Below are 19,023 nucleotides of genomic sequence, written 5' to 3'. Positions count from 1 at the left end.
TTCATGAAGATCGTCGCCGCCATATCCGCCGCCGTCCTGGCCCTGTCGGGCGCCGCCCTGGCCCAGGACGCCTCGGTCCCGTTCCAGGACCGCACCGAACGCCTGAACCTGGAGGGCCGACGCGGCCCCAGCCTGTTCCGGCCCGGCTTCGCCGTCGGCGAATACACCGGCGCGTCCAGCGCCCGCTCGTCCAGCACCCGCATGCCGTTCCGCTCCCGCGACTTCTCCCGCGCCGGCTTCGATGTGGCCACCGGCGTCGGTCAGGTGACGGGCGAGTGCGAGGGCGGCCAGAGCCACGTCTCCTTCGCCTGGATCACCTTCGATCGGGACGAGCTCAGCTATGTGTGCAGCTACGCCGGCGCGGCGCCCGCCAACGCCCGGCTCAGCCTCGCCGTGGCGCGCGGCGGCGGCTTCTTCCAGCGGCTGCAGCAGCCCCAGCGCGCGGGCGAACTGACCTGGGGCGACATCACCATCCGGGCCGAGACCCGCTATGTGGACGGCCTGCCCTGGGGCGGCGGAAACGTCATCGGCTATGTCTTCACCCGCGACGGGATCGACGTGGGCGGCCTGGCGCTCAGCGGCATGCGCCCCACCTTCTACCTGCCCCCGCAAGGCTCCCCCGACCGCGACGCCGTGGCGGTGATGGCGCTCAGCCTCTACTTCTTCCAGGACCCCGGCCGGGGCGGGTGAGCTAGAACTTCCGCTTCCCGCTGACCGTCTCGAAGAACAGGCGAAAGTCGCCCATCAGGCTCCACAGGGGGTATTTGAAGGTGGCAGGCCGGTTTTTCTCGAAGAAGAAATGCCCCACCCAGGCAAAGCCGTAGCCGATCAACGGCATGGCCAGCAGCCACCATGGGTTCAGGGTTACGATGGCCAGCGCCAAAGCCCCGAACACCAGCCCTGTGCCCACCACATGGATGCGGCGGCAGGTGCGGTTGGAATGCTCGTGGATGTAATACGGGTAGAAGGCTTCGAACGAGGGATAGCGTTCGGCCGCTGCGGGCTGGGTCATGGCGTCCTCCGGGTCCGAAGCTTGCGACGGCCCCGTCTTCACTGCAAGTCCGAGGCGGGCTCGGGTCCCAGCAGCCGCTGGATCAGCGGCCAGATGCGCACAACCGCCGCGACGAATCCGACGAAGCTGGCCACCGCCTGGAACGCGCCCCAGATCAGGTTGAACGCCCCGCCGCCGAACAGGGCCGCCGTGGCCGGATACAGCGCCCGGCTGATGCCGATGCGGAAGTCGGCGTAGGCGCTGGAATACTCGATGGAGCGGTCGGCGAAGAAGGCGATCACCGCCGCCGCCGAAACGGGCGCCCACAACAGCGGCAACAGCAGGATCAGGGCGCCCAGCACTACCGCCAGCTTGGTCCCCAGGGTGTGGGGCGAGATCAGGCTCAGCACCACCCCCGCCCCCAGCGCCAGAACGGTCAGGGCCAGCATCACCGGCAGAACCAGGTCCGCCGCCTCCATCAGGTCCATGAAAAGCATGGCGGTCAGAATGGCCCCGCCCGACAGCAGGAACGCACCCAGCCACAGGGCCGCATACTGGCTGATCCGCCGCTTCAGATGGCCGCCGTGAAACATGGTCTGGCTCCGCTCAGCGGAGCGACCATGCCGCGCGGGGCCGCGCCTGTCGATTCAGATTTCGCCGTTCGTCAGGCGGGCCGCCTATTCCGCCCGGTGCTTCTTCTTGAAGGTCGGCTTGCCCGCCTTGGGGCCGGGTTTGAAGCCGGGCTTGGGCTTGCCCTTGTAGGGCTTGCGGTCGAACGGGCGGGCGTCGCCTTCAGCCGCAGGCGCGGCCGAGGCCGTCCGTTCGGGGCGGTAGGGCGCGGGGCGGTTCTGGGCGTTGTCGTTCTCGCGGCGCTTGAAGGGCTTCTTGGGGCGGGGTCCGCCAAAGCCCTGGTTCGGGGCCTCGGACGGGGTGATGGCCACCTCGGCGCCCTTGGCCGCCTTCACCGAGGCGAGGAACCCGGCCTGGGCCGCCAGGGAAATCTCGAACCGGGTCTCGTCGGGGAACACGCGGATTGAGCCGATGTCCTTCTTGGTGATTCCGCCCAGACGGCAGATCAGCGGGATCAGCCATTTGGGGTCGGCGTTCTTCTGGCGGCCGATGTCGGCGCGGAACCAGGTCACCTCGTCGGGCTGCAGCCGGTCAGTGGGCCAGGCCGAGGCGTTCGGCGCGGCGCCGGGCTCGCGCCGTCCGCGCGGTCCCTCGCCCGGATCCACCAGATCCTCGGGCGCCGGCATCTCGGCCCGCATCAGCCGCACCAGGGCGCAGGCCAGTTCTTCCGGCGTGCGCTCGGCCGCCAGCTTCTTCGCCAGGGCGAAGTCCTCGTCGGTCACCGTCTGGTCGAAGATCGGTGTGGCCAGCAGGCGCTCTTCATCCCGGGCCAGAATCTCGTCGATGCCCGGCGCGGCGCTCCAGGTGGCGTCCAGTCCGGCGGCGCCCAGCAGCATCTCGGCCTTGCGGCGGCGGGTGGAGGGGACCAGCAGGACGGACACGCCCTTCTTGCCCGCCCGCCCGGTGCGGCCAGACCGGTGCAGCAGGGTGGCCTTGTTGACCGGCAGTTCGGCGTGGATGACCAGCCCCAGATCGGGCAGGTCCAGACCGCGCGCCGCCACGTCGGTGGCCACACACACGCGGGCCTGACCGCTGCGCAGGGCTTGCAGCGCATCGGTGCGCTCGCGCTGGCTCAGTTCGCCCGACAGGCCGACCGAGGAGAAGCCCCGCTCGCGCAGGGCCGCCTGCAGATGCTTGACCGCCTCGCGGGTCGAACAGAACACGAGGGCGCCCGGCGCCTCGAAGAAGCGCAGCACATTGACCACCGCGTGCTCGATCTGGTTCGGCGCGATGCGCATGGCGCGGTATTCGATGTCGCCGTGCGGCTGGCTGCGGTTGGTGGTGTCGATGCGCACCGCGTCGCGCTGATAGCGCTTGGCCATGGTGGCGATTTCGCGGGCGATGGTCGCCGAGAACATCAGGGTGCGGCGCTCTGCGGGCGCCTGCTCCAGAATGTACTCAAGGTCCTCGCGGAAGCCCATGTCGAGCATCTCGTCGGCTTCATCCAGCACCACGACCTTCAGGGCCGACAGATCCAGATTGCGACGGTCGATGTGGTCCTTCAGGCGGCCGGGCGTGCCGACCACAATGTGGGCGCCGACGTTCAGGGCGCGGGCTTCCTGACGCGCGTCCATACCGCCCACGCTGGTGGCGATGCGGGCGCCGGTGTCGGCGTACAGCCAGGTCAGTTCGGTCGCCACCTGCATGGCCAGCTCGCGCGTCGGCGCGATCACCAGCGCCAGCGGGGCGCGGGTCTGGCCGAAGCGCTCGGCCTCACCCAGCAGGGTCGGCGCCGCCGCCAGACCAAAGGCCACCGTCTTGCCCGAGCCGGTCTGGGCCGAGACCAGCAGGTCGGCCTCGGTCAGCCCCGCTTCCAGAACGGCGTCCTGCACGGCGGTGGGTTCGGCATAGCCGCGCTGGACGAGCGCGCGATCGAGCGCGGGGTGAATGGCGGGAAAGGGCATTGGAAACCTGAATCTTGACTTGGGCGGCCGTGGAAACGACCGCGCCCGGCCGGTTATGCACCGGGCCGGGCGTTGGAAAGCGGGCACTATACACGAATAGCGGCGGTATTGCGTTCACTTATGGATTCACCCTGTTCCTGAACGGTCCGGTTACGCCGTCGCGTCACTGTGGCGGGGTAAGAGGAGACCGCCATGCAGGCCCTGTCCATCGCCGCCGCCGGCATGATGTCCGCCGCCGAACGCTTCGACGCCTCCGCGCGCCGCACCGCCGCCGCGCCGCTGAACAATCTAGCGGAAGAGATGGTCGAGCGGATCACCGCCGGGCACGCTTTCAAGGCCAACGCCGTGGTCATCCGCACCGCCGACGAGATGATCGGGACCCTGCTGGACAAGACGGTTTAACCCGCCCTCCCCCGCCGCTAGACTCCCGGCGACACGGGAGGAATGCATGATCCATCGCCGTCAGGCGCTGCTGGGCGTCGGCGCCGCCGCCCTGGCCGCGCCCTCGATCGCCCACGCCCGGCCTCGACGGACCCAGCGGGTGCTGTATCTCAGCCAGTCGGTCGGATGGCTGCACAATACGGTGGCCCGACCCGACGACGGCGGCCTGGCCATGTCGGAACTGGCCATGACCGAGATCGGCCGCGCGTCCGGCGCCTTCACCACCCGCGCGACCCAGGACGCCTCGGAGATCACCCCCGCCCTGCTGGCCGAGCTGGACGTGCTGGTGGTCTACACCACCGGCGCCCTGCCCATCCCGCGGCAGTCGTGGCAGGCCATTCAGGCGTGGCTCGCCTCGGGCCGGGGCGGGTTCGTCGGCCTGCACAGCGCCGCCGACACCGGGCTGGATTTCCCGGGCGGACGCGAGGCGTGGGTCGGCATGATCGGCGGCGACTTCGCGGGCCATCCGTGGAATCAGGGCGATCCCATCCGCATCCGCACCCACGGCGACCACCCCACCGTGGCCATGTGGCCCGAGGTCTTGGATTATCGCGAAGAGATCTACCAGTATCAGGGCTTTGACCCGACCCGGGTCCGTGTGCTGCAGAGCCTGGACCTCGCCCGCACGCCGACGAAGCGGCCGTGGGCCGTGCCGGTGACCTGGGTGCGCCAGATCGGCCACGGGCGGCTGTTCTACACCAACCTGGGCCACACCCCCTCCACATGGAGCGACCCGCGCTTCCGCGACCAGATCGTGCAGGCGGTGCAGTGGGCCGGCGGCGCCGGGCGCATCGACGCGGACCCCAATCCGCTGGATCAGGCGGTGGACAGCATTCGCGCCCTGCTGACTTGGTCGGGCGACGATCCCGCCGTCACGGACGAACTGACAGGCCAGCGCCCGGCCTGGCTGCTGGACATGGGCCGCCGCATCACCGCCCTGATCGACCATGAGGGCGACGAGGACGCTCTGACCGCCGCCGTGGCGCCCCTGCGGCGTGAGGTGCTGGAACGGGCGTAGGCCTACGTCCCCGCCTTGGGCGGCAGGGTGTAGAGATCAATGAAGCGCTGTGCGAGAGCCTTGTCACCCGTCACGCTCACCACCTCGGCGGCCTCCATCGCCGTCAGGGGCTGATCGCCATACACCGCCGCGGCCGTCATCTCCGGCGTGGCGGTGATCACGAAGTCCGCCCCGTCCACATCGCCGCGGGCCACGGACAGCTCACCGTCCGCCAGCCGCGCGCGATAGGTCTCGTCGCCGAACACGAAGCCGGCGTCCAGACGCAGATCGCCCGCCTTCACGCTGTCGATCATGGTCCTGAGCGACAGCATCATGGACACCCCGCTCAGCGGCAGGGTCGGGTCGTGGCCCGGCGACCGCGCCGCCCAGCGCCCCAGGGTCATGATGATGGGCTCGGCCTCGCGGCCCCAGTCCGTCAGGTCATAGACCTGCACCGAGGCGGGCGGCGCCAGCTTGCGCCGCGTCACGATGCCCGCGGCCTCCAGCCCCTCCAGACGCTGGGTCAGCACATTGGCGCTGATCCCCATCAGATCGGCCTTCAGATCCCCGAACCGCTTGGGCCCCAGCATCAGCTCCCGGACCACAAGCAGCGCCCAGCGCTCGCCGATCAACTCCAGCCCATGGGCCGTGCCGCAGGCGTCGTTGTAGGCCCGCCCGACCTTGTTAGTTATTTTTTCTAACTTCATACTTGCATTACATAACACATGGGGACAGGATGTCCATCACAACGAACGGAGAGCCCCATGACCCGGATGATCTTCATCAACCTGCCCGTCGCCGATCTCAATCGCTCCATCGACTTCTACGAGGCCGTCGGGGCCGTGAAGAACCCCCTGTTCTCGGACGACACCGCCGCCTGCATGGTGATCTCGGACGTCATCCACGTCATGCTGCTGACCCACGCCAAATGGGCCACTTTCACCGACCGGGTCATCCCGGACGCCCACCACAGCGCCCAGGTGCTTCTGTGCGTGTCCGAGGACAGCCGCCAGGCGGTCGATGACGCCACGGCGCGCGCTGTCTCCGCAGGGGGCCTCGCCGATCCCACCCCCACCCAGGACTTCGGGGTCATGTACGGCCGCAGCTACGCTGACCCGGACGGCCACATCTGGGAAGTCATGTGGATGGACCCGGCGGCCGCCGCGCAGGGCGCCGAGGCGCTCGAGCCCGCAGGAGCCTGATCATGCGCAAGCTCCATGTCGCCGCCTTCATCAGCCTCGACGGCGTCATGCAGGCGCCGGGCGGGCCGGAAGAAGACCGTTCGGGCGGCTTCGCCCATGGCGGCTGGGTCTTTCCCCACTTCGACGAGGCGCTGGGCGAGGAAGTCGACCGCTTCTTCGCCCCGCCCCGGGCGCTGCTGCTGGGCCGCAAGACCTACGACATCTTCGCCGCCCACTGGCCGCACCAGACCGACGCCTTTGCTGACACGCTGAACGCCATGCCCAAATATGTGGCCACCCGCTCGCCCCGCCCGCTGGACTGGACCAACAGCCACGCCATCGGGCCGGACGCCGTGTCCGCCGTGCGGGCGCTGAAGGCCGAGGAGGGCCCTGACCTGCTGACCCAGGGCTCGTCCGGCCTGATCCAGTCTCTGCTGAAGGCCGATCTGGTCGACCAGTTCACCCTGCTGGTGTTCCCTCTCGTGCTCGGTCGCGGAAAGCGGCTGTTCCACGGCGAGGCCGCCCCTGCTGGTCTCCAGTTGCTCGGCTCGCGCACCACCGATCCGGGGGTCGTGGTCGCCTGCTACGAGCGCGCGGGCGAGGTCTCCAGCGGCTCCTTCGCCATGGAGACGCCGTCGGAGGACGAAGTGAAACGCCGCGCCGACATCAACGGCGAACAGGAGCTATCCCGATGACCGACAAGATCGTCCCCTGCATCTGGTACGACACGGGCCAAGCGCGAAAGGCTGCGGAATTCTACGTCTCCCTGGGCCTGCCCGACAGCCGGATCGACACCGTCCACGCCAGCCCGGCTGACAACCCCTCGACCGCCGAGGGCGAGGAGCTGGTCGTCCAGTTCACCCTGGCCGGCCGCGAGTATCTGGGTCTGAACGGCGGCCCGATCTTCCCGCAGACCGAAGCCGTTTCGTTCATGGTCATGACAGACGACCAGGCCGAGACCGACCGCCTGTGGAACGCCATCGTTGGAAACGGCGGCGCCGAAAGCCAGTGCGGCTGGTGCAAGGACCGCTGGGGCGTGAACTGGCAGATCACGCCGCGCCGCCTGATGCAGTTCTACGACGACCCGAATCCCGCCCGCGCCAGGGCCGCCTTCGAGGCCATGATGTCCATGAAGAAGATCGACATCGCCGCCCTGGAACGGGCCGCCGCAAACGCCTGACCAATCCACAAAGGAGACGACCCATGAGCTATGTTGACGGAATGATCGCCGCCGTGCCGGACGACAGGAAGGACGCCTATCTGGAGCACGCCAGATTCGCCGCCGACATCTTCAAGGAGTTCGGCGCCGAGCGCTGCGTCGAGTGCTGGGAGGACGACGTGCCCGACGGCAAGGTCACCGACTTCCGCCGCGCGGTTCAGCGCAAGGAGGGCGAAAGCGTGGTGTTCTCGTGGATCACCTGGCCCGACAAGGCCACCCGCGACGCCGGCTGGGCCAAGATGATGGAGGACCCGCGCATGGCCAATATGGAGATGCCCTTCGACGGCAAGCGCATGATCTACGGCGGCTTCAGCCCTATCCTGGACGTCTGAGTCCCCGTTCACCATCTGTGATGACGGAGCCCTAACCATGGCGCGGCCATCCTGCCCGGATGAGCCGCGCCTTTTCTTTTCGCCGCCGCCGTTTTCGCCGCCTGAGCCCGCTGGAGCGCGGGATCATTGTCGCCGCCGTCGTCTCGGTGGTGGTGATCCTGAAACCGGACTGGATCGAAGCGACGCTGAACACCGACCTGCCGCCGCTGCCGTCGGCGACCGCCGCCTCCCTGCCTTCGCCGTCAGCCGCCCACATTTCCGGCTACGCCCGCGTTGTCGACGGCGACGGGCTGGAGATCGGCGGCCAGAGCATCCGGCTGCACGGCATCGACGCCTTCGAGATGCGCCAGATGTGCGGCGGCCATGCCTGCGGCCAGGCCTCCACCAACGCCCTGCGCAATCTGGTGGGCGGCCGCTCCGTGACCTGCGTCAGGATGGATCGCGACCGCTACGGCCGCGTCGTCGCCGTGTGCAACGCGGGCGGCCAGGACCTCGGCGCGGCCATGGTCCGTCAGGGCCATGCTGTGGCCTACACCCGTTACTCCCACCGCTATGTCCTGGAGGAGCGGGCCGCCCGCCGCGACAACGCCGGCGCCTGGGCCTACGGCTTCACCCAGCCGGAGGCGTGGCGGCGCGCGTCCTGAGCGTCAGCGGATCTTCGACCAGTCCAGAACCACCTTGCCCGACTGGCCGGACCGCATGGCCTCGAAGCCGTCTTCGAAGCGGTCGTAGGGCAACTGGTGGGTGATCAGCGGGGTCAGGTCCAGCCCGGCCTTGAGCAGGCCCAGCATCTTGCGCCAGGTGGTGAACATCTCACGCCCGTACACGCCCTTGATGGTCAGGGCCTTGAGGATGATGGCGCCCCAGTCGGTCACCATGGGCTTTGACGGAATGCCCAGCATGGCCATGCCGCCGCCCATGATCAGGGTGTCGACGCACTGCTTGAAGGCGATGGGCGAGCCGGACATTTCGAGCGCCACGTCGAAGCCGACCTTCATGCCCAGCTCGTGGATCACGTCGTGCAGGTCTTCCTTCGTGGTGTTCACCGTGCGCACGCCCGGGGCCACCTTCTGGGCCAGCTCAAGCCGGAAGTCGTTGATGTCGGTCAGCACCACGGTGCGCGCGCCCGCGTGACGGGCCACGGCGGCGGCCATCATGCCGATGGGGCCCGCGCCGGTGACCAGCACGTCCTCGCCCAGCAGGTCGAACTGCTGCGCCGTGTGCACCGCATTGCCGAACGGATCGAGGATGGCGCCGATCTCCCACGGCACCTCGTCGGGCAGTTCGATGACGTTGAAGGCGGGGGCCACCACGAACTCCGCGAAGCCGCCCTGGCGGTTCACGCCGATGCCCCGGGTGGCCGGATCCAGATGGAAGTGGCCGGCGCGGGCCGCCTCGCTGTTCAGGTCGATGACGTGACCCTCGACCGAGACCCGCTGGCCGATCTTGATGGGACGGTCCACGTCCTTGCCCACCGCGACCACCTCGCCGGAGAACTCGTGGCCGGTGATCATGGGGACGGGCACGTTCTTCTGGCTCCACTCGTCCCAGTTCCAGATGTGGATGTCCGTGCCGCAGATGGCCGTGCGCTGGACGCGGATCAGCACGTCCTCGGGCCCGGCGACCGGCACGGGCGCGTCGATCAGCTCGAGGCCCTCGGCGGGCCGGGTCTTGGCGAGGGCCTTCATGGTCTGGGTCATGTGGTCTTCCTGAGTCCTTGGGTGTCGGTCGGCGAGGTCAGATAACCCCAAGCTCCCTGCCCGCCGTGGTGAAGGCTTCGACCGCCTGGTCAATATGCTCGAAGGTGTGGGCGGCTGACATCTGGGTGCGGATGCGGGCCGCGCCGCGCGGCACGACCGGGAACGAGAACCCGATCACATAGACGCCCAGCTCCAGCATGCGCGCGGCGAAATCCTGGGCAAGTTTGGCGTCGCCCAGCATCACCGGGATGATGGGGTGCTCGCCGGGCAGCAGGTCGAAGCCGGCCTCGGTCATGGCGCCCCGGAACCGCGCGGCGTTGGCGGTCAGTTGCTTGCGCAGGGCGTCGCCTTCCTCGCCCTGAGCGATGCGGATGGCCTCGAGGCTGGAGCCGCACACGGCGGGCGCCAGGGCGTTGGAGAACAGATAGGGCCGCGCGCGCTGCTTCAGCAGTTGAACCACCTCGGTGGTGGCGCAGATGAACCCGCCCATGGCCCCGCCCAGCGCCTTGCCGAAGGTGCCGGTGACGAAGTCCACCTTGACCCCGTGATGGGCGTAGGAGCCCCTGCCCTTCTCGCCCAGGAACCCCGTGGCGTGGCAGTCGTCCACCATGATCAGGGCGTCGTACCTGTCGGCCAGCACGCGGATGTCCTGCAGCCGGGCGATGTAGCCGTCCATGGAGAAGGCGCCGTCGGTGGCGATGATGATGTCGCGGGCGCCGGCGCCGCGGGCCTCCTTCAGCTTCGCCTCCAGCTCATCCATGTCGGAGTTGGCGAAGCGGTAGCGTTTCGCTTTGCACAGGCGCACGCCGTCAATGATCGAGGCGTGGTTCAGGCTGTCGGAAACAATGGCGTCCTCCTCCCCGAACAGCGGCTCGAACAGCCCCCCGTTGGCGTCGAAGGCGGCGGCGAACAGGATGGCGTCCTCAAAGCCCAGATAGCCCGCGATGGCGGCTTCCAGCTCCTTGTGGATCTCCAGCGTGCCGCAGATGAAGCGCACCGAGGCCGTGCCAGAGCCCCAGCGTTCGGTGGCCGCGATGCCGGCCCGGGCCACCCGCTCATCGCCGCCCAGACCCAGATAGTTGTTGGCGCAGAAGTTCAGGACCTCACGGCCCGCCACCGTGATGACCGGGCCCTGACGGGAGGCGATCACCCGCTCGGGCTTGGTCAGGCCCTGCTGGTCGATGGAGTCCAGTTCAGCGCGGACACGGGTATGGAATTGCGCGGGCATGGTGTCTCCGGGGTCGGGGATTCAGCTATGGGCGCGAGTTACGCCGAATCCGCGCCCAAGGCCACCCGTCCTCAGTCCGGTCGCGAGCCGTCCCGGACCGGACGCAGCGGGCTGACCCGGACCTGACGGCCGCAGGGCTGGATCTCCAGATCCAGCGGAATATCCGCCGTATCGCCCGGCGCCCGCGCGATCACCTCGGCGACCGACGGGCAGCGGGTCTCGCCAAGGTTTTCATGGGGTACGGCGCTGTAGGACAGATCGAAATACGCCTTGCCGTTGGGTTCCAGCTCCACCGCTTCCGGCGTCTGCCCGGCGCGGAAATAGTTGCCCGACTGCTGGACGGTGCGGACCTGATCCAGATCGTCCCCGTCCGCGTCGCGCAGCACCAGGCCGGGATAGCCCCGGACCGAACAGGCCGTCGATCCGGCGTTGGTCAGGGACATCACCACCTGACGGTTGCCCGCCCCCGCATCGCCGCCCTCACGCGCCAGGCGCAGGGCCGGGCCGCGGCACGGCGGGGCCATGTCCGGGTCCGCCGCCTCCAGTCCCTCGGCTTCGCCGGGCGCGCGCGGCGGCAGCACCGTATTGGCCGGACGCGAGCAGCGCTCCAGCACCGTGGAGCCCACGTCCTCATTGGGCCCCAGGCGGCTCAGGGTCGCGGTCTCCTGATCGCCCCGCGCGGCGGTCCACCATTCCAGGTCGGGACCCGCATAGCGCGCGCCGCTGGCCGAGCGGGCGATGTTCAGGGTGTAGGTCTGGCCTTCGTAAGTGACCTCGGCGCTGGCGGAATCCACATAGCGCACGCTCAGCGAGCGGCCGCTCTCGCAGGCGTAGCTGACTTCCGGCGCGGGCGGCGCTTCGGGCTGCTCGGCGACGGGAACGTCATCCACCGCCTCGACCGGCGCCTCCTCCCGCGAACAGGCGGCCGCGCTCAGGGCCAGGCAGGACACGGCGAGGATGGACAGGGTGGTGCGGGTGGTCATGGACGTCTCCGGTTTGCGCCGAAGATTAACGCTGTTCGCCCGCAAAGGCTCCGCTTGCCGGTTCAGGCCGCGGCGACGGCCCGGCGCCCATCCTGTCGCCGGTCCAGAAAGGCATGGGCTTCCTCGGGCGTCGAGAACACGTGGTGGGTCCGGTTGGTGAAGCAGAAATCCATGGTGCGCGCCCAGTCAACAAAGCCCGCATCGAAGCTGATGAAGCAGGTGTGCGAGGCCCGGCGCCCCGCCCCGCAGGCCCGGAAGGTCTCCGCCGTCCGCACCACGTCGTCATGGGATCCGTCGCCGTACGATTCCCGCAGATCGATGATGAAGTCATGGTCCGCCCGTTCGGGCTTCTCGAGAACCAGGCCGAGCAGGGCGCCGTTCAGATCACGCGCCATGACGTTGAAAGTACACGTCAGGACGACGCGGCGACAGGCGTCATCAATCTCGATCCCGGGCTTCATGGCGCGGCCTCCACCCGGCGGACCAGCGACGACAGTCCGTCAAGCATCGCCTTGGCCTCAGGGCCATCGTCGAAGCCCGTGGTGAGGATCAGGCGCAAGGACCGGACGTGGACATCGACCGACGACCAGTCGCGGCGCCCGGCGGCGCCCAGCTTCTCGGTCAGCTCACACAGGCTGTAGACGGCGCGGTAGAAGGGTCCCGTCTCGAAGAATCCGGCCGTCCCGGCGAGGTTGGCGGCGAGAGGATAGATTGAGGCGAAGCCCCCCTCGGACCGTTCGCGACACAGGGCCTCCAGACGCTCAACCCCCAGATGGAGGCCCTCCACGGCCGAGGCCCGCTGATCGTCCAGGGCGGCGTCGGCGGCGGCCACGGCCTCGCCGACCTTTTTCCCGCCGGGCAGGCGGATCTGATCAGCGAGGGTCGGTCTGACCTTGAACATACGGGCGTTGTCTGATGCGGCGGTCACAGGGCAACCCTTTGCGGCTTCAGGAGCATGTCGATGTCCGACTGGTCCATGTTCGGCTCAAGGGCGACGCCCACATGGGCGGACAGATCGCCCGCCCGGCGGCCGGCCATGCCCAGGGGGGGGCCGTAATTGCGCACCCGCCGGTCCGGCCCGACATAGGTCTCGCACTCCACCCATTCGCGCTGGTCCTTGGTCAGCCACAGGATTCGCTGCAGCAGGACCATGGGCGTCAGGGGCTTGGTCACGATGAAGCTGGCCCCGCAGTCCCGGCTCTTGGCCACGAAGCCTTCCGAGGCGTGGCCGGTCAGGATGATGACAGGGGTGTAGGCGCTGGTCTTGGGTCCCTCCCGGCGCATCCACCGCACGAAGTCGCAGCTTTCGGCCGCCGACGCGCACTCCACCAGCACCATGTCCACCGAGCGCCGCTTGATGACGCCGCGCGCGTCGTCGGGCGAGGCGGATTTGATCTGCTCCTTCAGGCCGAAGCCCTGAACAATGGAGCTGAGGATATCGAGACCTTGCGGATTGTCGTTGATCAGCAGCGCGGAGGTGCGCTCCAGGTTGATCCGCGTTTCTGGGGAGATGGCGCGGGACATGATCAGTCGAACAGCATCAGGTCGCCCGAAGGCGGCGGATGTGAGATCGCGGGAGCGGCTTCCCCGTTCAGGCTGGCGCGCATGCGCTCCACCAGCCCGCCCAGCGGGGCGGCGACCACGGCGTTCCGGGGGCAGTCGCCCTCGGCGACGCGCGCGGTCATGGCGGCCAGGGCGTCCAGATGCTGCACCAGCATGTCCAGACCCTGGGCGCGGACCATGGCCTCGTGCTGACCCGCCGACGGCGCCGCCGACAGCAGCGGCGCGAGGCCTTCGGCCATCGCGCGGCCGTGCGCCAGTTCGTCGGACAGGGCGGCCAGGAAGCGGGCGTCGATACTCATCAGAACAGCTCCAGCTCGCCAGAGTCGGCGACCACCGGCGGCGGAACGCGACGCTCCACGGGACGGTCGCTGACGGACTTCTGAAGGGCCCGGCCGGTGGCGGGCCAGAACTGGACCCGCCGGGCGCCGTGCCCGCGCAGGCTGGAGGCGATGATCGGAATGCCTTCGTCGGCCAGGAATTTCTCGGCGAAATTCGCATTGGCCACGCCCACGTCGGCCAGGCCGTCGAACATGCGCCCGCCGCCGAACAGCTTGGCCTCAAGGCGGTCGCGGCGCCCTCCCGCGGTGAGAACGCCGTTGATCAGCACTTCCATGGCGTAGGCGCCGTAGCGGCGGCCCTCATCGGCGCCGTCCGTGCGGCCCGACGGCAGCAGGAAATGGTTCATGCCGCCGATCCGCGCGACCGGATCCCGCAGGCACATGGCCACGCACGACCCCAGGATGGTGGTCAGCATCACCTGCGGGTCGCCGGTGATCAGATGCTCGCCCTGGCCCACATGCAGGCGCACCGAGGCCGGGGGGGCCGTGAGAATCTCCGCATTCATCATGTCAGCGGACCGAACACGCCCTCGATCTTCTCCTTCAGCTGGCCGGCGGTGAAGGGCTTCACGAGGTAGTTGTTGACGCCGAACTGCACGGCGCGCTGCACCAGCTCCTTGTCGGCCCGGCCGGTCAGCATGATGAAGGCGGACTTGCTGGTGGGCGGATGGGCGCGGATGGCGCGCAAAAGGCCCAGACCGTCCAGGTTCGGCATGTTGAAGTCCGAGATCACCAGATGCGCCGGCTGGGCGATCATGGCGCGCAGGGCCTCCTCGCCGTCATTGGCCTCGCGCAGATTGACGACGCCGATCTGCTGCAGGCTGGCGCGGATCAGGCTGCGCATGGTCAGCTGGTCGTCCACGATCAGGGTCTGGATGGCGGAAGCGGCGGGCATGTCACTGAACCTCTGCAGGCTGGGAGGCGGCCGGGGAGGCGGCGGAAACAAGATCAAGAATGGCGGGGCCGATGCGGCCGAGGGGCAATTGGCGCTCCACGGCGCCCAGCTCGTAGGCGGCACGGGGCATGCCGTAGACGACGCTGGAAGACTCGTCCTGGCCCAGGGTTCGGGCGCCGGACTGACGCATGGCGAGCAGCCCCTGCGCCCCGTCACGACCCATGCCGGTCAGGAGGACGCCCACCGCTTGCTGGTCCAGTCGGGCGACGGATTCGAACAGCACATCGACCGAAGGCCGGTGGCCGCTGACCGTGTCTGCGGCCCTGAGCCGGCATCGCGGCGAGGACCCGCGCGAAACCTCCAGATGCGCCAGGCCGCCGGGGGCCAGGAAGATGCGGCCGGGAAGCAGGACATCGCCGTCCTCGGCTTCCTTGACCGACGGCGCACACAGCTTGTCGAGCCGCGCCGCGAAGCTCTTGGTGAAGGTCGCCGGCATATGCTGGGTGATGACGGTGGGCGGGCAGTTCGCAGGGAAGGCCGACAACACCGTGATCAGGGCCTCAACCCCCCCGGTGGAGGCGCCCAGCGCCACCACATGATCCGGCCGGGCGCGCCAGGCGGCGTCCACGGACGGGCCCCGGGTTTCGCTCACCGTGCGCACGCGGGCGCCGGCGGCGGCCTTCACGCGCTGGGGCAGGTCCGCGAAGGCCTCCATGGCGGTCACGCCGCCCGACGGTTTGCCCACAGCATCCACGGCGCCCAGCTCCAGCGCCGCCAGGGTCACGTCGGCGCCCGCCTGGGTCAGGGTAGAGACCATCACCACCGGCATGGGCCGCAGGCGCATGATCTTCTCGAGGAATTCCAGCCCGTTCATGTTGGGCATCTCGACGTCCAGGGTGATGACGTCGGGGTTCAGTCGCTTGATGGCCTCGCGCGCCTCCAGCGGATCGCCCGCCGTTCCCAGCACCTCGATCTCCGGATCGCGCTTGAGGGCGGCCGAGATCAGACCGCGCATGGTCGGGGAGTCGTCCACCACCAGAACCGTCACGGTCATGGCGCGGCCTCATAGGTGGTCAGGCCGCTGGTGCGCAGCCGCGCCGTGGCGGGACCTGAAACGCGCTCGGAGTGGCCGATGTAGAGCGTTCCGCCGGGATTCATCAGGGGCAGGAAGCGGCTCCAGACCGTCTCCTGGGTCTGGTCGTCGAAATAGATCACCACATTCCGGCAGAAGATCACGTCGAACTTGCCCTTCATGGGCCAGTCGCCGATCAGGTTCAGCTCGTTGAAGGTGATCATCCGGCGCAGCTCGGGCGCCGCAGCATACAGCATGCGGTCGCCGCCGCTTTCGCGCTTGAACCAGCGATGACGCAGGGTGTCGGGCACCGGCTCCAGCGTTTCGGCGGAATAGAGCCCTTGGCGGCCCTCGGCCACCATGTTCGGGTCGATGTCGGTGGCCAGGATCCGTACGTCCAGGTCGGCCGCCTCGGGCAGGACCGACAGCACCGTCAGGGCCATGGAATAGGGTTCCTGCCCGTTCGAGCAGGCGGCGGACCACAACCGCACCCGTCCGCCCTGACGCGCCCGCTCGGCCAGGGCCGGCATGACCTTGTCGCGCAGGTGATCGAAGTGGTGGGGTTCGCGGTAGAAGCGCGTGACGTTGGTGGTCAGGGCCGCGAACATCGCCTGACGCTCGTCCAGACCGTCCGCGCCGTCGATCAGGGTGCAGTAATCGCGGAAACTGCGCAGGCCCAGGGCGCGCAGCCGCTTGGCCAGGCGCGAATAGACCAGGGCCGCCTTGGCCTCGGTCAGGGCGATGCCGGCATGGGAATGCAGCACCTGGGCGATATGGCGGAAATCCTCGGCGGTGAAGGCGAACTCGCCCTGCACCAGCGATGTCTCCTTCGCCGGGCGCACCCTGTCGGCGGTCTGGGTCATGCCGCTTCTGCCTCCGGTTCGGTCGGCAGGATGCGGTCCAGGGCGATCAGGCTGATCATGCGGCCGTCGATGGCGAAGATGCCCTTCACGAACGCCTTGACCTCGTCCGCCGCCACGTCGGGCGTGGGCTGGACCTGGTCGTCGGTCAGCTGAAGGATGTCGGACACCGCGTCGACCAGCAGGCCGATGGTGCGATCGCGGATGTGCACCACCATGATGACATGGCGGGCGTTGGGCTCGGTGACACCCAGGCCGAACCGGCCCGACAGGTCGATGATCGGCAGCACGGCGCCGCGCAGGTTGATGACGCCCTTCATGTAGCCGGGCGTGCGCGGCAGCGGCGTGGCCGGGGTCCAGCCGCGGATCTCCCGGACCGCCATGATGTCCACGCAGAATTCCTGTTCGCCGATGCGGAAGGCGATCAGTTCACGTCGGGCGCCGGTCTGGATGTTGGCTTCGGTCATGGATCAGCTCGCGAGCTTGAGGTCGGGTTTGCGCACCGAACGGCGCGTGTTCGAGACGAGGGCGTCGATGTCGAGAATCAGGGCCACGCGGCCGTCACCGAGAATGGTGGCGGCAGCCACGCCGTCGATGGCCTGATAGTTGGTCTCAAGGCTCTTGATGACCACCTGGCGCTGGCCCTGGATGGCGTCCACCAGCAGGGCGGCCTTGGCGCCGCCCTCGGCCTCGACGATCAGCGCCACGCCGGTCGAGGCCGGTTCCGGCCCGATGCCGAAGCCCAGGGTCGCGGCCACGTCGACCAGGGGAACGAACTCGTCGCGGAACCGGATCACGGGCGTATGGCCGCCGACCAGATGGATGTCCTCGGCCCGGGGGGTCAGGCTCTCGACAATGGCGGCCAGCGGGGCGACCAGGGTCTGTTCGGCGCTGGACACCACCATCCCGTCCAGAACCGCCAGGGTCAGCGGCAGACTCATGGTGAAGGTGGAGCCTTCGCCGGGCTTGCTGGTGATCGAGATGCGTCCGCCCAGCGACTGGATGGAGCGCTTGACCACGTCCATGCCCACCCCCCGGCCCGAGACGTCGGAAATGGTCTCAGCGGTCGAAAAACCGGGCATGAAGATCAGGTTGTCGATCTGTTCGTCGCTCAATTGGGTGTCCGGTTCGACCAGGCCCTTTTCGACGGCGATGCCCAGAACCCGTTCGCGGTTGATGCCCGCGCCGTCGTCGGAGATCTCGATGACGATGCGGCCCGAGCGGTGCAGGGCGGCCAGGCGCACCTGGCCCTCGGCGGACTTTCCGGCGGCCACCCGCTTGTCGGGCTTCTCAAGCCCGTGGTCGATGGCGTTGCGCAGCATGTGGGTGATGGGTTCAGCCAGGCGCTCGACGACGGTCTTGTCCACCTCGGTGGCCTCGCCCTCGGTCACCAGGCGCACCTGTTTGCCGGTCATCTGGGCGACTTCGCGCACCAGACGCGGCATGCGCTGGAACACCGACTTCACCGGCTGGGCGCGGATGGCCATGACGCTGTCCTGGATCTCGCGGGTCAGCAGCTCCAGGTCTTCCAGCCCCTGCCCCACGCCCGTGGCGCGGATCATGGCGGTCTCGCTCACCCGCTGGGCCAGCACGGCCTGCTGGATCACCAGCTCGCCCACCAGATTGATCAGACGGTCGACCCGGTCCAGGTCGACGCGGATGGTCACGGGCGCCTGGGCGACGGGGGCGTTCGCCGCCGTCTCGGGCGCGGCCGGCGGCGCCTTGGCCTCCGCCGCAGGCGCAGCGATCACGGGGGCCGGTTCCGGCGCCGGCGCGGCCGGCTCGGCGGGCGCTTGCACCTGCGCCTGGGCGGCGGCCAACAGGGCGGTGATGTCCAGATCGGGTGCAGGCGCAGCCACGGGTGCGGCGACGAACTCGACCGGCGGGGCCTCCGCTTCGTCGCGCAGGATGGCCAGGTCGCAGTCGCCGTCGACAAATTCGAAGACTTCGCGGATCGCCGCCTCGTCCACCGCGCCCGGCAGGCGGATGGTCCAGCTGAGGCAGCCCTCTTCCGGCTCCAGGACGTCCAGCATCGGCACGCCGCTGGCGTCGATCTCGACCGTCGCCTCGCCCAGCCGCGACAGTTCGCGCAGCAACAGGCCGGCGTCATTGGCCTTGGCGTAAAGTGCGGCGTTGGGCTGGAACACGATGCGCCAATCACCACCGCCGGACGTCGCGGGCGCCGCAGCGGGCGCCAGATCCATCGGGTCGAACTGAACGGGCTTGAAGCCGAATTCGTCTTCGTCCGCTTCGGGTGCGGCGGCGGACGCGGCGGGCGCGGCGTCGCCGTGGGTCAAGGCCTCCAGCTCGGCCACCAGGCCGGCCGAACGGGCCTCATCCACCGGCGCGCCCGCGCCGCGGGCGGCGGCCACATGGTCGTTCAGCACGTCAGAGGCGCGCAGAAGGGTCTTGATGGTCGCGTCGTCGCAGGGTTTGCGGCCCGCGCGCAGCTCATCCATCAGGGTCTCGAAGACATGGGCGAAGCGCACCAGCGCTTCCATGCCGAAGGCCCCGGCGCCGCCCTTGACCGAGTGCACCGCGCGGAACACGGCGTTGATGGTCTCGTCGTCGCCCTCGCCGTTCTCCAGCGCCAGCAGCCCGGCTTCCAGGTCGGCGAGCAGCTCCTCGCATTCCTGGAAGAAGGTCGCCTTGATGGCCTCGAAGGGATCTTCGGTCATGTGGCGCTCCC

Annotated in this window: 25 protein-coding genes; 8 read left to right on the top strand and 17 right to left on the bottom strand. The window is 69.0% G+C overall.

Annotated features, from left to right (window positions below; genetic code table 11):
• Nucleotides 1–3 precede the first annotated feature (3 nt).
• Nucleotides 4–690: a hypothetical protein gene (locus IWC96_RS08910; protein ID WP_021697256.1), complete on the top strand. Its 687-nt coding sequence runs from the start codon at nucleotides 4–6 to the stop codon at nucleotides 688–690.
• Nucleotide 691: 1 nt separating this feature from the next.
• Here IWC96_RS08910 and IWC96_RS08905 read toward each other — a convergent pair whose 3' ends face one another.
• The 3 genes from IWC96_RS08905 to IWC96_RS08895 form a co-directional block, all read right to left on the bottom strand.
• Nucleotides 692–1,012, bottom strand: coding sequence for an Mpo1-like protein (locus IWC96_RS08905; RefSeq protein ID WP_045319004.1), 321 nt, complete (start codon nucleotides 1,010–1,012; stop codon nucleotides 692–694).
• Nucleotides 1,013–1,050: 38 nt separating this feature from the next.
• The gene (locus IWC96_RS08900; RefSeq protein ID WP_021697258.1) at nucleotides 1,051–1,584 is read right to left on the bottom strand and encodes a hypothetical protein; all 534 of its coding nucleotides are present in this window, start codon (nucleotides 1,582–1,584) and stop codon (nucleotides 1,051–1,053) included.
• A gap of 84 nt (nucleotides 1,585–1,668) precedes the next feature.
• A complete protein-coding gene (locus IWC96_RS08895; protein ID WP_196838759.1) occupies nucleotides 1,669–3,525 on the bottom strand; it encodes a DEAD/DEAH box helicase in 1,857 nt (618 codons plus the stop codon).
• A gap of 192 nt (nucleotides 3,526–3,717) precedes the next feature.
• On the opposite strand from IWC96_RS08895, the gene IWC96_RS08890 reads away from it, so the two are divergent.
• On the top strand, nucleotides 3,718–3,927 hold the full coding sequence (locus tag IWC96_RS08890; RefSeq protein ID WP_021697260.1) for a flagellar basal body rod C-terminal domain-containing protein: 210 nt from the start codon (nucleotides 3,718–3,720) through the stop codon (nucleotides 3,925–3,927).
• A gap of 46 nt (nucleotides 3,928–3,973) precedes the next feature.
• Complete coding sequence (locus IWC96_RS08885) at nucleotides 3,974–4,984, top strand: ThuA domain-containing protein (protein ID WP_021697261.1); 1,011 nt, start codon at nucleotides 3,974–3,976, stop codon at nucleotides 4,982–4,984.
• A 2-nt stretch (nucleotides 4,985–4,986) separates the two neighbouring features.
• Here the strand turns inward: IWC96_RS08885 and IWC96_RS08880 are convergent, their stop codons facing one another.
• A complete protein-coding gene (locus IWC96_RS08880) occupies nucleotides 4,987–5,670 on the bottom strand; it encodes a helix-turn-helix domain-containing protein (protein WP_021697262.1) in 684 nt (227 codons plus the stop codon).
• A gap of 57 nt (nucleotides 5,671–5,727) precedes the next feature.
• Between IWC96_RS08880 and IWC96_RS08875 the strand changes: the two genes are divergently transcribed.
• From IWC96_RS08875 to IWC96_RS08855, 5 genes are read left to right on the top strand one after another with little or no spacing between them, the layout of a single operon-like run.
• A complete protein-coding gene (locus IWC96_RS08875) occupies nucleotides 5,728–6,165 on the top strand; it encodes a VOC family protein (protein WP_021697263.1) in 438 nt (145 codons plus the stop codon).
• A gap of 2 nt (nucleotides 6,166–6,167) precedes the next feature.
• Nucleotides 6,168–6,839, top strand: coding sequence for a dihydrofolate reductase family protein (locus tag IWC96_RS08870; protein ID WP_021697264.1), 672 nt, complete (start codon nucleotides 6,168–6,170; stop codon nucleotides 6,837–6,839).
• Nucleotides 6,836–7,324, top strand: coding sequence for a VOC family protein (locus tag IWC96_RS08865; protein WP_021697265.1), 489 nt, complete (start codon nucleotides 6,836–6,838; stop codon nucleotides 7,322–7,324). Before IWC96_RS08870 ends, IWC96_RS08865 begins: the two co-directional genes overlap by 4 nt.
• Before the next feature lie 23 nt (nucleotides 7,325–7,347).
• Complete coding sequence (locus IWC96_RS08860; protein WP_021697266.1) at nucleotides 7,348–7,695, top strand: DUF1428 domain-containing protein; 348 nt, start codon at nucleotides 7,348–7,350, stop codon at nucleotides 7,693–7,695.
• Between the two features lie 59 nt (nucleotides 7,696–7,754).
• Nucleotides 7,755–8,339, top strand: a complete 585-nt coding sequence (locus tag IWC96_RS08855; protein ID WP_021697267.1) for a thermonuclease family protein — start codon at nucleotides 7,755–7,757, stop codon at nucleotides 8,337–8,339.
• 3 nt (nucleotides 8,340–8,342) lie between these two features.
• On the opposite strand, the gene tdh is transcribed toward IWC96_RS08855, so the two are convergent.
• From tdh to IWC96_RS08790, 13 genes are all read right to left on the bottom strand, one after another.
• Nucleotides 8,343–9,383, bottom strand: a complete 1,041-nt coding sequence (gene tdh / locus IWC96_RS08850; protein ID WP_200865112.1) for an L-threonine 3-dehydrogenase — start codon at nucleotides 9,381–9,383, stop codon at nucleotides 8,343–8,345.
• A gap of 49 nt (nucleotides 9,384–9,432) precedes the next feature.
• Entirely contained in the window at nucleotides 9,433–10,623 is a 1,191-nt protein-coding gene (locus IWC96_RS08845; RefSeq protein WP_021697269.1) for a glycine C-acetyltransferase, read from the bottom strand.
• Between the two features lie 71 nt (nucleotides 10,624–10,694).
• Entirely contained in the window at nucleotides 10,695–11,606 is a 912-nt protein-coding gene (locus tag IWC96_RS08840; protein ID WP_196838758.1) for a DUF4232 domain-containing protein, read from the bottom strand.
• A gap of 62 nt (nucleotides 11,607–11,668) precedes the next feature.
• Nucleotides 11,669–12,067: a hypothetical protein gene (locus tag IWC96_RS08835; protein ID WP_021697272.1), complete on the bottom strand. Its 399-nt coding sequence runs from the start codon at nucleotides 12,065–12,067 to the stop codon at nucleotides 11,669–11,671.
• Nucleotides 12,064–12,534 (bottom strand): hypothetical protein, encoded by a 471-nt coding sequence (locus IWC96_RS08830; RefSeq protein ID WP_196838757.1) that lies wholly within the window; start codon nucleotides 12,532–12,534, stop codon nucleotides 12,064–12,066. The genes IWC96_RS08835 and IWC96_RS08830 overlap by 4 nt, the downstream gene beginning before the upstream one ends.
• Nucleotides 12,531–13,130 carry a two-component system response regulator gene (locus tag IWC96_RS08825; RefSeq protein ID WP_021697274.1) on the bottom strand — a complete coding sequence of 200 codons (600 nt, stop codon included), beginning with the start codon at nucleotides 13,128–13,130 and terminating at the stop codon, nucleotides 12,531–12,533. Before IWC96_RS08825 ends, IWC96_RS08830 begins: the two co-directional genes overlap by 4 nt.
• 2 nt (nucleotides 13,131–13,132) lie before the next feature.
• Complete coding sequence (locus IWC96_RS08820) at nucleotides 13,133–13,468, bottom strand: hypothetical protein (RefSeq protein ID WP_021697275.1); 336 nt, start codon at nucleotides 13,466–13,468, stop codon at nucleotides 13,133–13,135.
• Nucleotides 13,468–14,013: a chemotaxis protein CheD gene (locus tag IWC96_RS08815; protein WP_045319011.1), complete on the bottom strand. Its 546-nt coding sequence runs from the start codon at nucleotides 14,011–14,013 to the stop codon at nucleotides 13,468–13,470. Before IWC96_RS08815 ends, IWC96_RS08820 begins: the two co-directional genes overlap by 1 nt.
• Nucleotides 14,013–14,402: a response regulator gene (locus tag IWC96_RS08810; protein ID WP_021697277.1), complete on the bottom strand. Its 390-nt coding sequence runs from the start codon at nucleotides 14,400–14,402 to the stop codon at nucleotides 14,013–14,015. The genes IWC96_RS08815 and IWC96_RS08810 overlap by 1 nt, the downstream gene beginning before the upstream one ends.
• A 1-nt stretch (nucleotide 14,403) precedes the next feature.
• Nucleotides 14,404–15,456 (bottom strand): chemotaxis response regulator protein-glutamate methylesterase, encoded by a 1,053-nt coding sequence (locus IWC96_RS08805; RefSeq protein ID WP_021697278.1) that lies wholly within the window; start codon nucleotides 15,454–15,456, stop codon nucleotides 14,404–14,406.
• A complete protein-coding gene (locus tag IWC96_RS08800; protein ID WP_021697279.1) occupies nucleotides 15,453–16,337 on the bottom strand; it encodes a protein-glutamate O-methyltransferase CheR in 885 nt (294 codons plus the stop codon). The genes IWC96_RS08805 and IWC96_RS08800 overlap by 4 nt, the downstream gene beginning before the upstream one ends.
• A complete protein-coding gene (locus tag IWC96_RS08795) occupies nucleotides 16,334–16,801 on the bottom strand; it encodes a chemotaxis protein CheW (protein WP_021697280.1) in 468 nt (155 codons plus the stop codon). Before IWC96_RS08795 ends, IWC96_RS08800 begins: the two co-directional genes overlap by 4 nt.
• Before the next feature lie 3 nt (nucleotides 16,802–16,804).
• Nucleotides 16,805–19,012 (bottom strand): chemotaxis protein CheA, encoded by a 2,208-nt coding sequence (locus IWC96_RS08790; protein ID WP_021697281.1) that lies wholly within the window; start codon nucleotides 19,010–19,012, stop codon nucleotides 16,805–16,807.
• Nucleotides 19,013–19,023 lie beyond the last annotated feature (11 nt).

This window comes from Brevundimonas sp. BAL450 (genome assembly GCF_015767455.1).
In the GTDB taxonomy this organism is placed as follows: domain Bacteria; phylum Pseudomonadota; class Alphaproteobacteria; order Caulobacterales; family Caulobacteraceae; genus Brevundimonas; species Brevundimonas abyssalis.
The sequence above is the reverse complement of the archived record's forward strand: the minus strand, read 5'-3'. Positions and strand labels throughout refer to the sequence as shown.

What these genes read in the sequence shown, in the direction of transcription:
- IWC96_RS08910 (WP_021697256.1), top strand. Translation starts at nt 4, where the DNA reads ATGAAGATCGTCGCCGCCATATCCGCCGCCGTCCTGGCCCTGTCGGGC.
- IWC96_RS08905 (WP_045319004.1), bottom strand. Translation starts at nt 1,012, where the DNA reads ATGACCCAGCCCGCAGCGGCCGAACGCTATCCCTCGTTCGAAGCCTTC.
- IWC96_RS08900 (WP_021697258.1), bottom strand. Translation starts at nt 1,584, where the DNA reads ATGTTTCACGGCGGCCATCTGAAGCGGCGGATCAGCCAGTATGCGGCC.
- IWC96_RS08895 (WP_196838759.1), bottom strand. Translation starts at nt 3,525, where the DNA reads ATGCCCTTTCCCGCCATTCACCCCGCGCTCGATCGCGCGCTCGTCCAG.
- IWC96_RS08890 (WP_021697260.1), top strand. Translation starts at nt 3,718, where the DNA reads ATGCAGGCCCTGTCCATCGCCGCCGCCGGCATGATGTCCGCCGCCGAA.
- IWC96_RS08885 (WP_021697261.1), top strand. Translation starts at nt 3,974, where the DNA reads ATGATCCATCGCCGTCAGGCGCTGCTGGGCGTCGGCGCCGCCGCCCTG.
- IWC96_RS08880 (WP_021697262.1), bottom strand. Translation starts at nt 5,670, where the DNA reads ATGAAGTTAGAAAAAATAACTAACAAGGTCGGGCGGGCCTACAACGAC.
- IWC96_RS08875 (WP_021697263.1), top strand. Translation starts at nt 5,728, where the DNA reads ATGACCCGGATGATCTTCATCAACCTGCCCGTCGCCGATCTCAATCGC.
- IWC96_RS08870 (WP_021697264.1), top strand. Translation starts at nt 6,168, where the DNA reads ATGCGCAAGCTCCATGTCGCCGCCTTCATCAGCCTCGACGGCGTCATG.
- IWC96_RS08865 (WP_021697265.1), top strand. Translation starts at nt 6,836, where the DNA reads ATGACCGACAAGATCGTCCCCTGCATCTGGTACGACACGGGCCAAGCG.
- IWC96_RS08860 (WP_021697266.1), top strand. Translation starts at nt 7,348, where the DNA reads ATGAGCTATGTTGACGGAATGATCGCCGCCGTGCCGGACGACAGGAAG.
- IWC96_RS08855 (WP_021697267.1), top strand. Translation starts at nt 7,755, where the DNA reads ATGAGCCGCGCCTTTTCTTTTCGCCGCCGCCGTTTTCGCCGCCTGAGC.
- tdh (WP_200865112.1), bottom strand. Translation starts at nt 9,383, where the DNA reads ATGAAGGCCCTCGCCAAGACCCGGCCCGCCGAGGGCCTCGAGCTGATC.
- IWC96_RS08845 (WP_021697269.1), bottom strand. Translation starts at nt 10,623, where the DNA reads ATGCCCGCGCAATTCCATACCCGTGTCCGCGCTGAACTGGACTCCATC.
- IWC96_RS08840 (WP_196838758.1), bottom strand. Translation starts at nt 11,606, where the DNA reads ATGACCACCCGCACCACCCTGTCCATCCTCGCCGTGTCCTGCCTGGCC.
- IWC96_RS08835 (WP_021697272.1), bottom strand. Translation starts at nt 12,067, where the DNA reads ATGAAGCCCGGGATCGAGATTGATGACGCCTGTCGCCGCGTCGTCCTG.
- IWC96_RS08825 (WP_021697274.1), bottom strand. Translation starts at nt 13,130, where the DNA reads ATGTCCCGCGCCATCTCCCCAGAAACGCGGATCAACCTGGAGCGCACC.
- IWC96_RS08820 (WP_021697275.1), bottom strand. Translation starts at nt 13,468, where the DNA reads ATGAGTATCGACGCCCGCTTCCTGGCCGCCCTGTCCGACGAACTGGCG.
- IWC96_RS08815 (WP_045319011.1), bottom strand. Translation starts at nt 14,013, where the DNA reads ATGAATGCGGAGATTCTCACGGCCCCCCCGGCCTCGGTGCGCCTGCAT.
- IWC96_RS08810 (WP_021697277.1), bottom strand. Translation starts at nt 14,402, where the DNA reads ATGCCCGCCGCTTCCGCCATCCAGACCCTGATCGTGGACGACCAGCTG.
- IWC96_RS08805 (WP_021697278.1), bottom strand. Translation starts at nt 15,456, where the DNA reads ATGACCGTGACGGTTCTGGTGGTGGACGACTCCCCGACCATGCGCGGT.
- IWC96_RS08800 (WP_021697279.1), bottom strand. Translation starts at nt 16,337, where the DNA reads ATGACCCAGACCGCCGACAGGGTGCGCCCGGCGAAGGAGACATCGCTG.
- IWC96_RS08795 (WP_021697280.1), bottom strand. Translation starts at nt 16,801, where the DNA reads ATGACCGAAGCCAACATCCAGACCGGCGCCCGACGTGAACTGATCGCC.
- IWC96_RS08790 (WP_021697281.1), bottom strand. Translation starts at nt 19,012, where the DNA reads ATGACCGAAGATCCCTTCGAGGCCATCAAGGCGACCTTCTTCCAGGAA.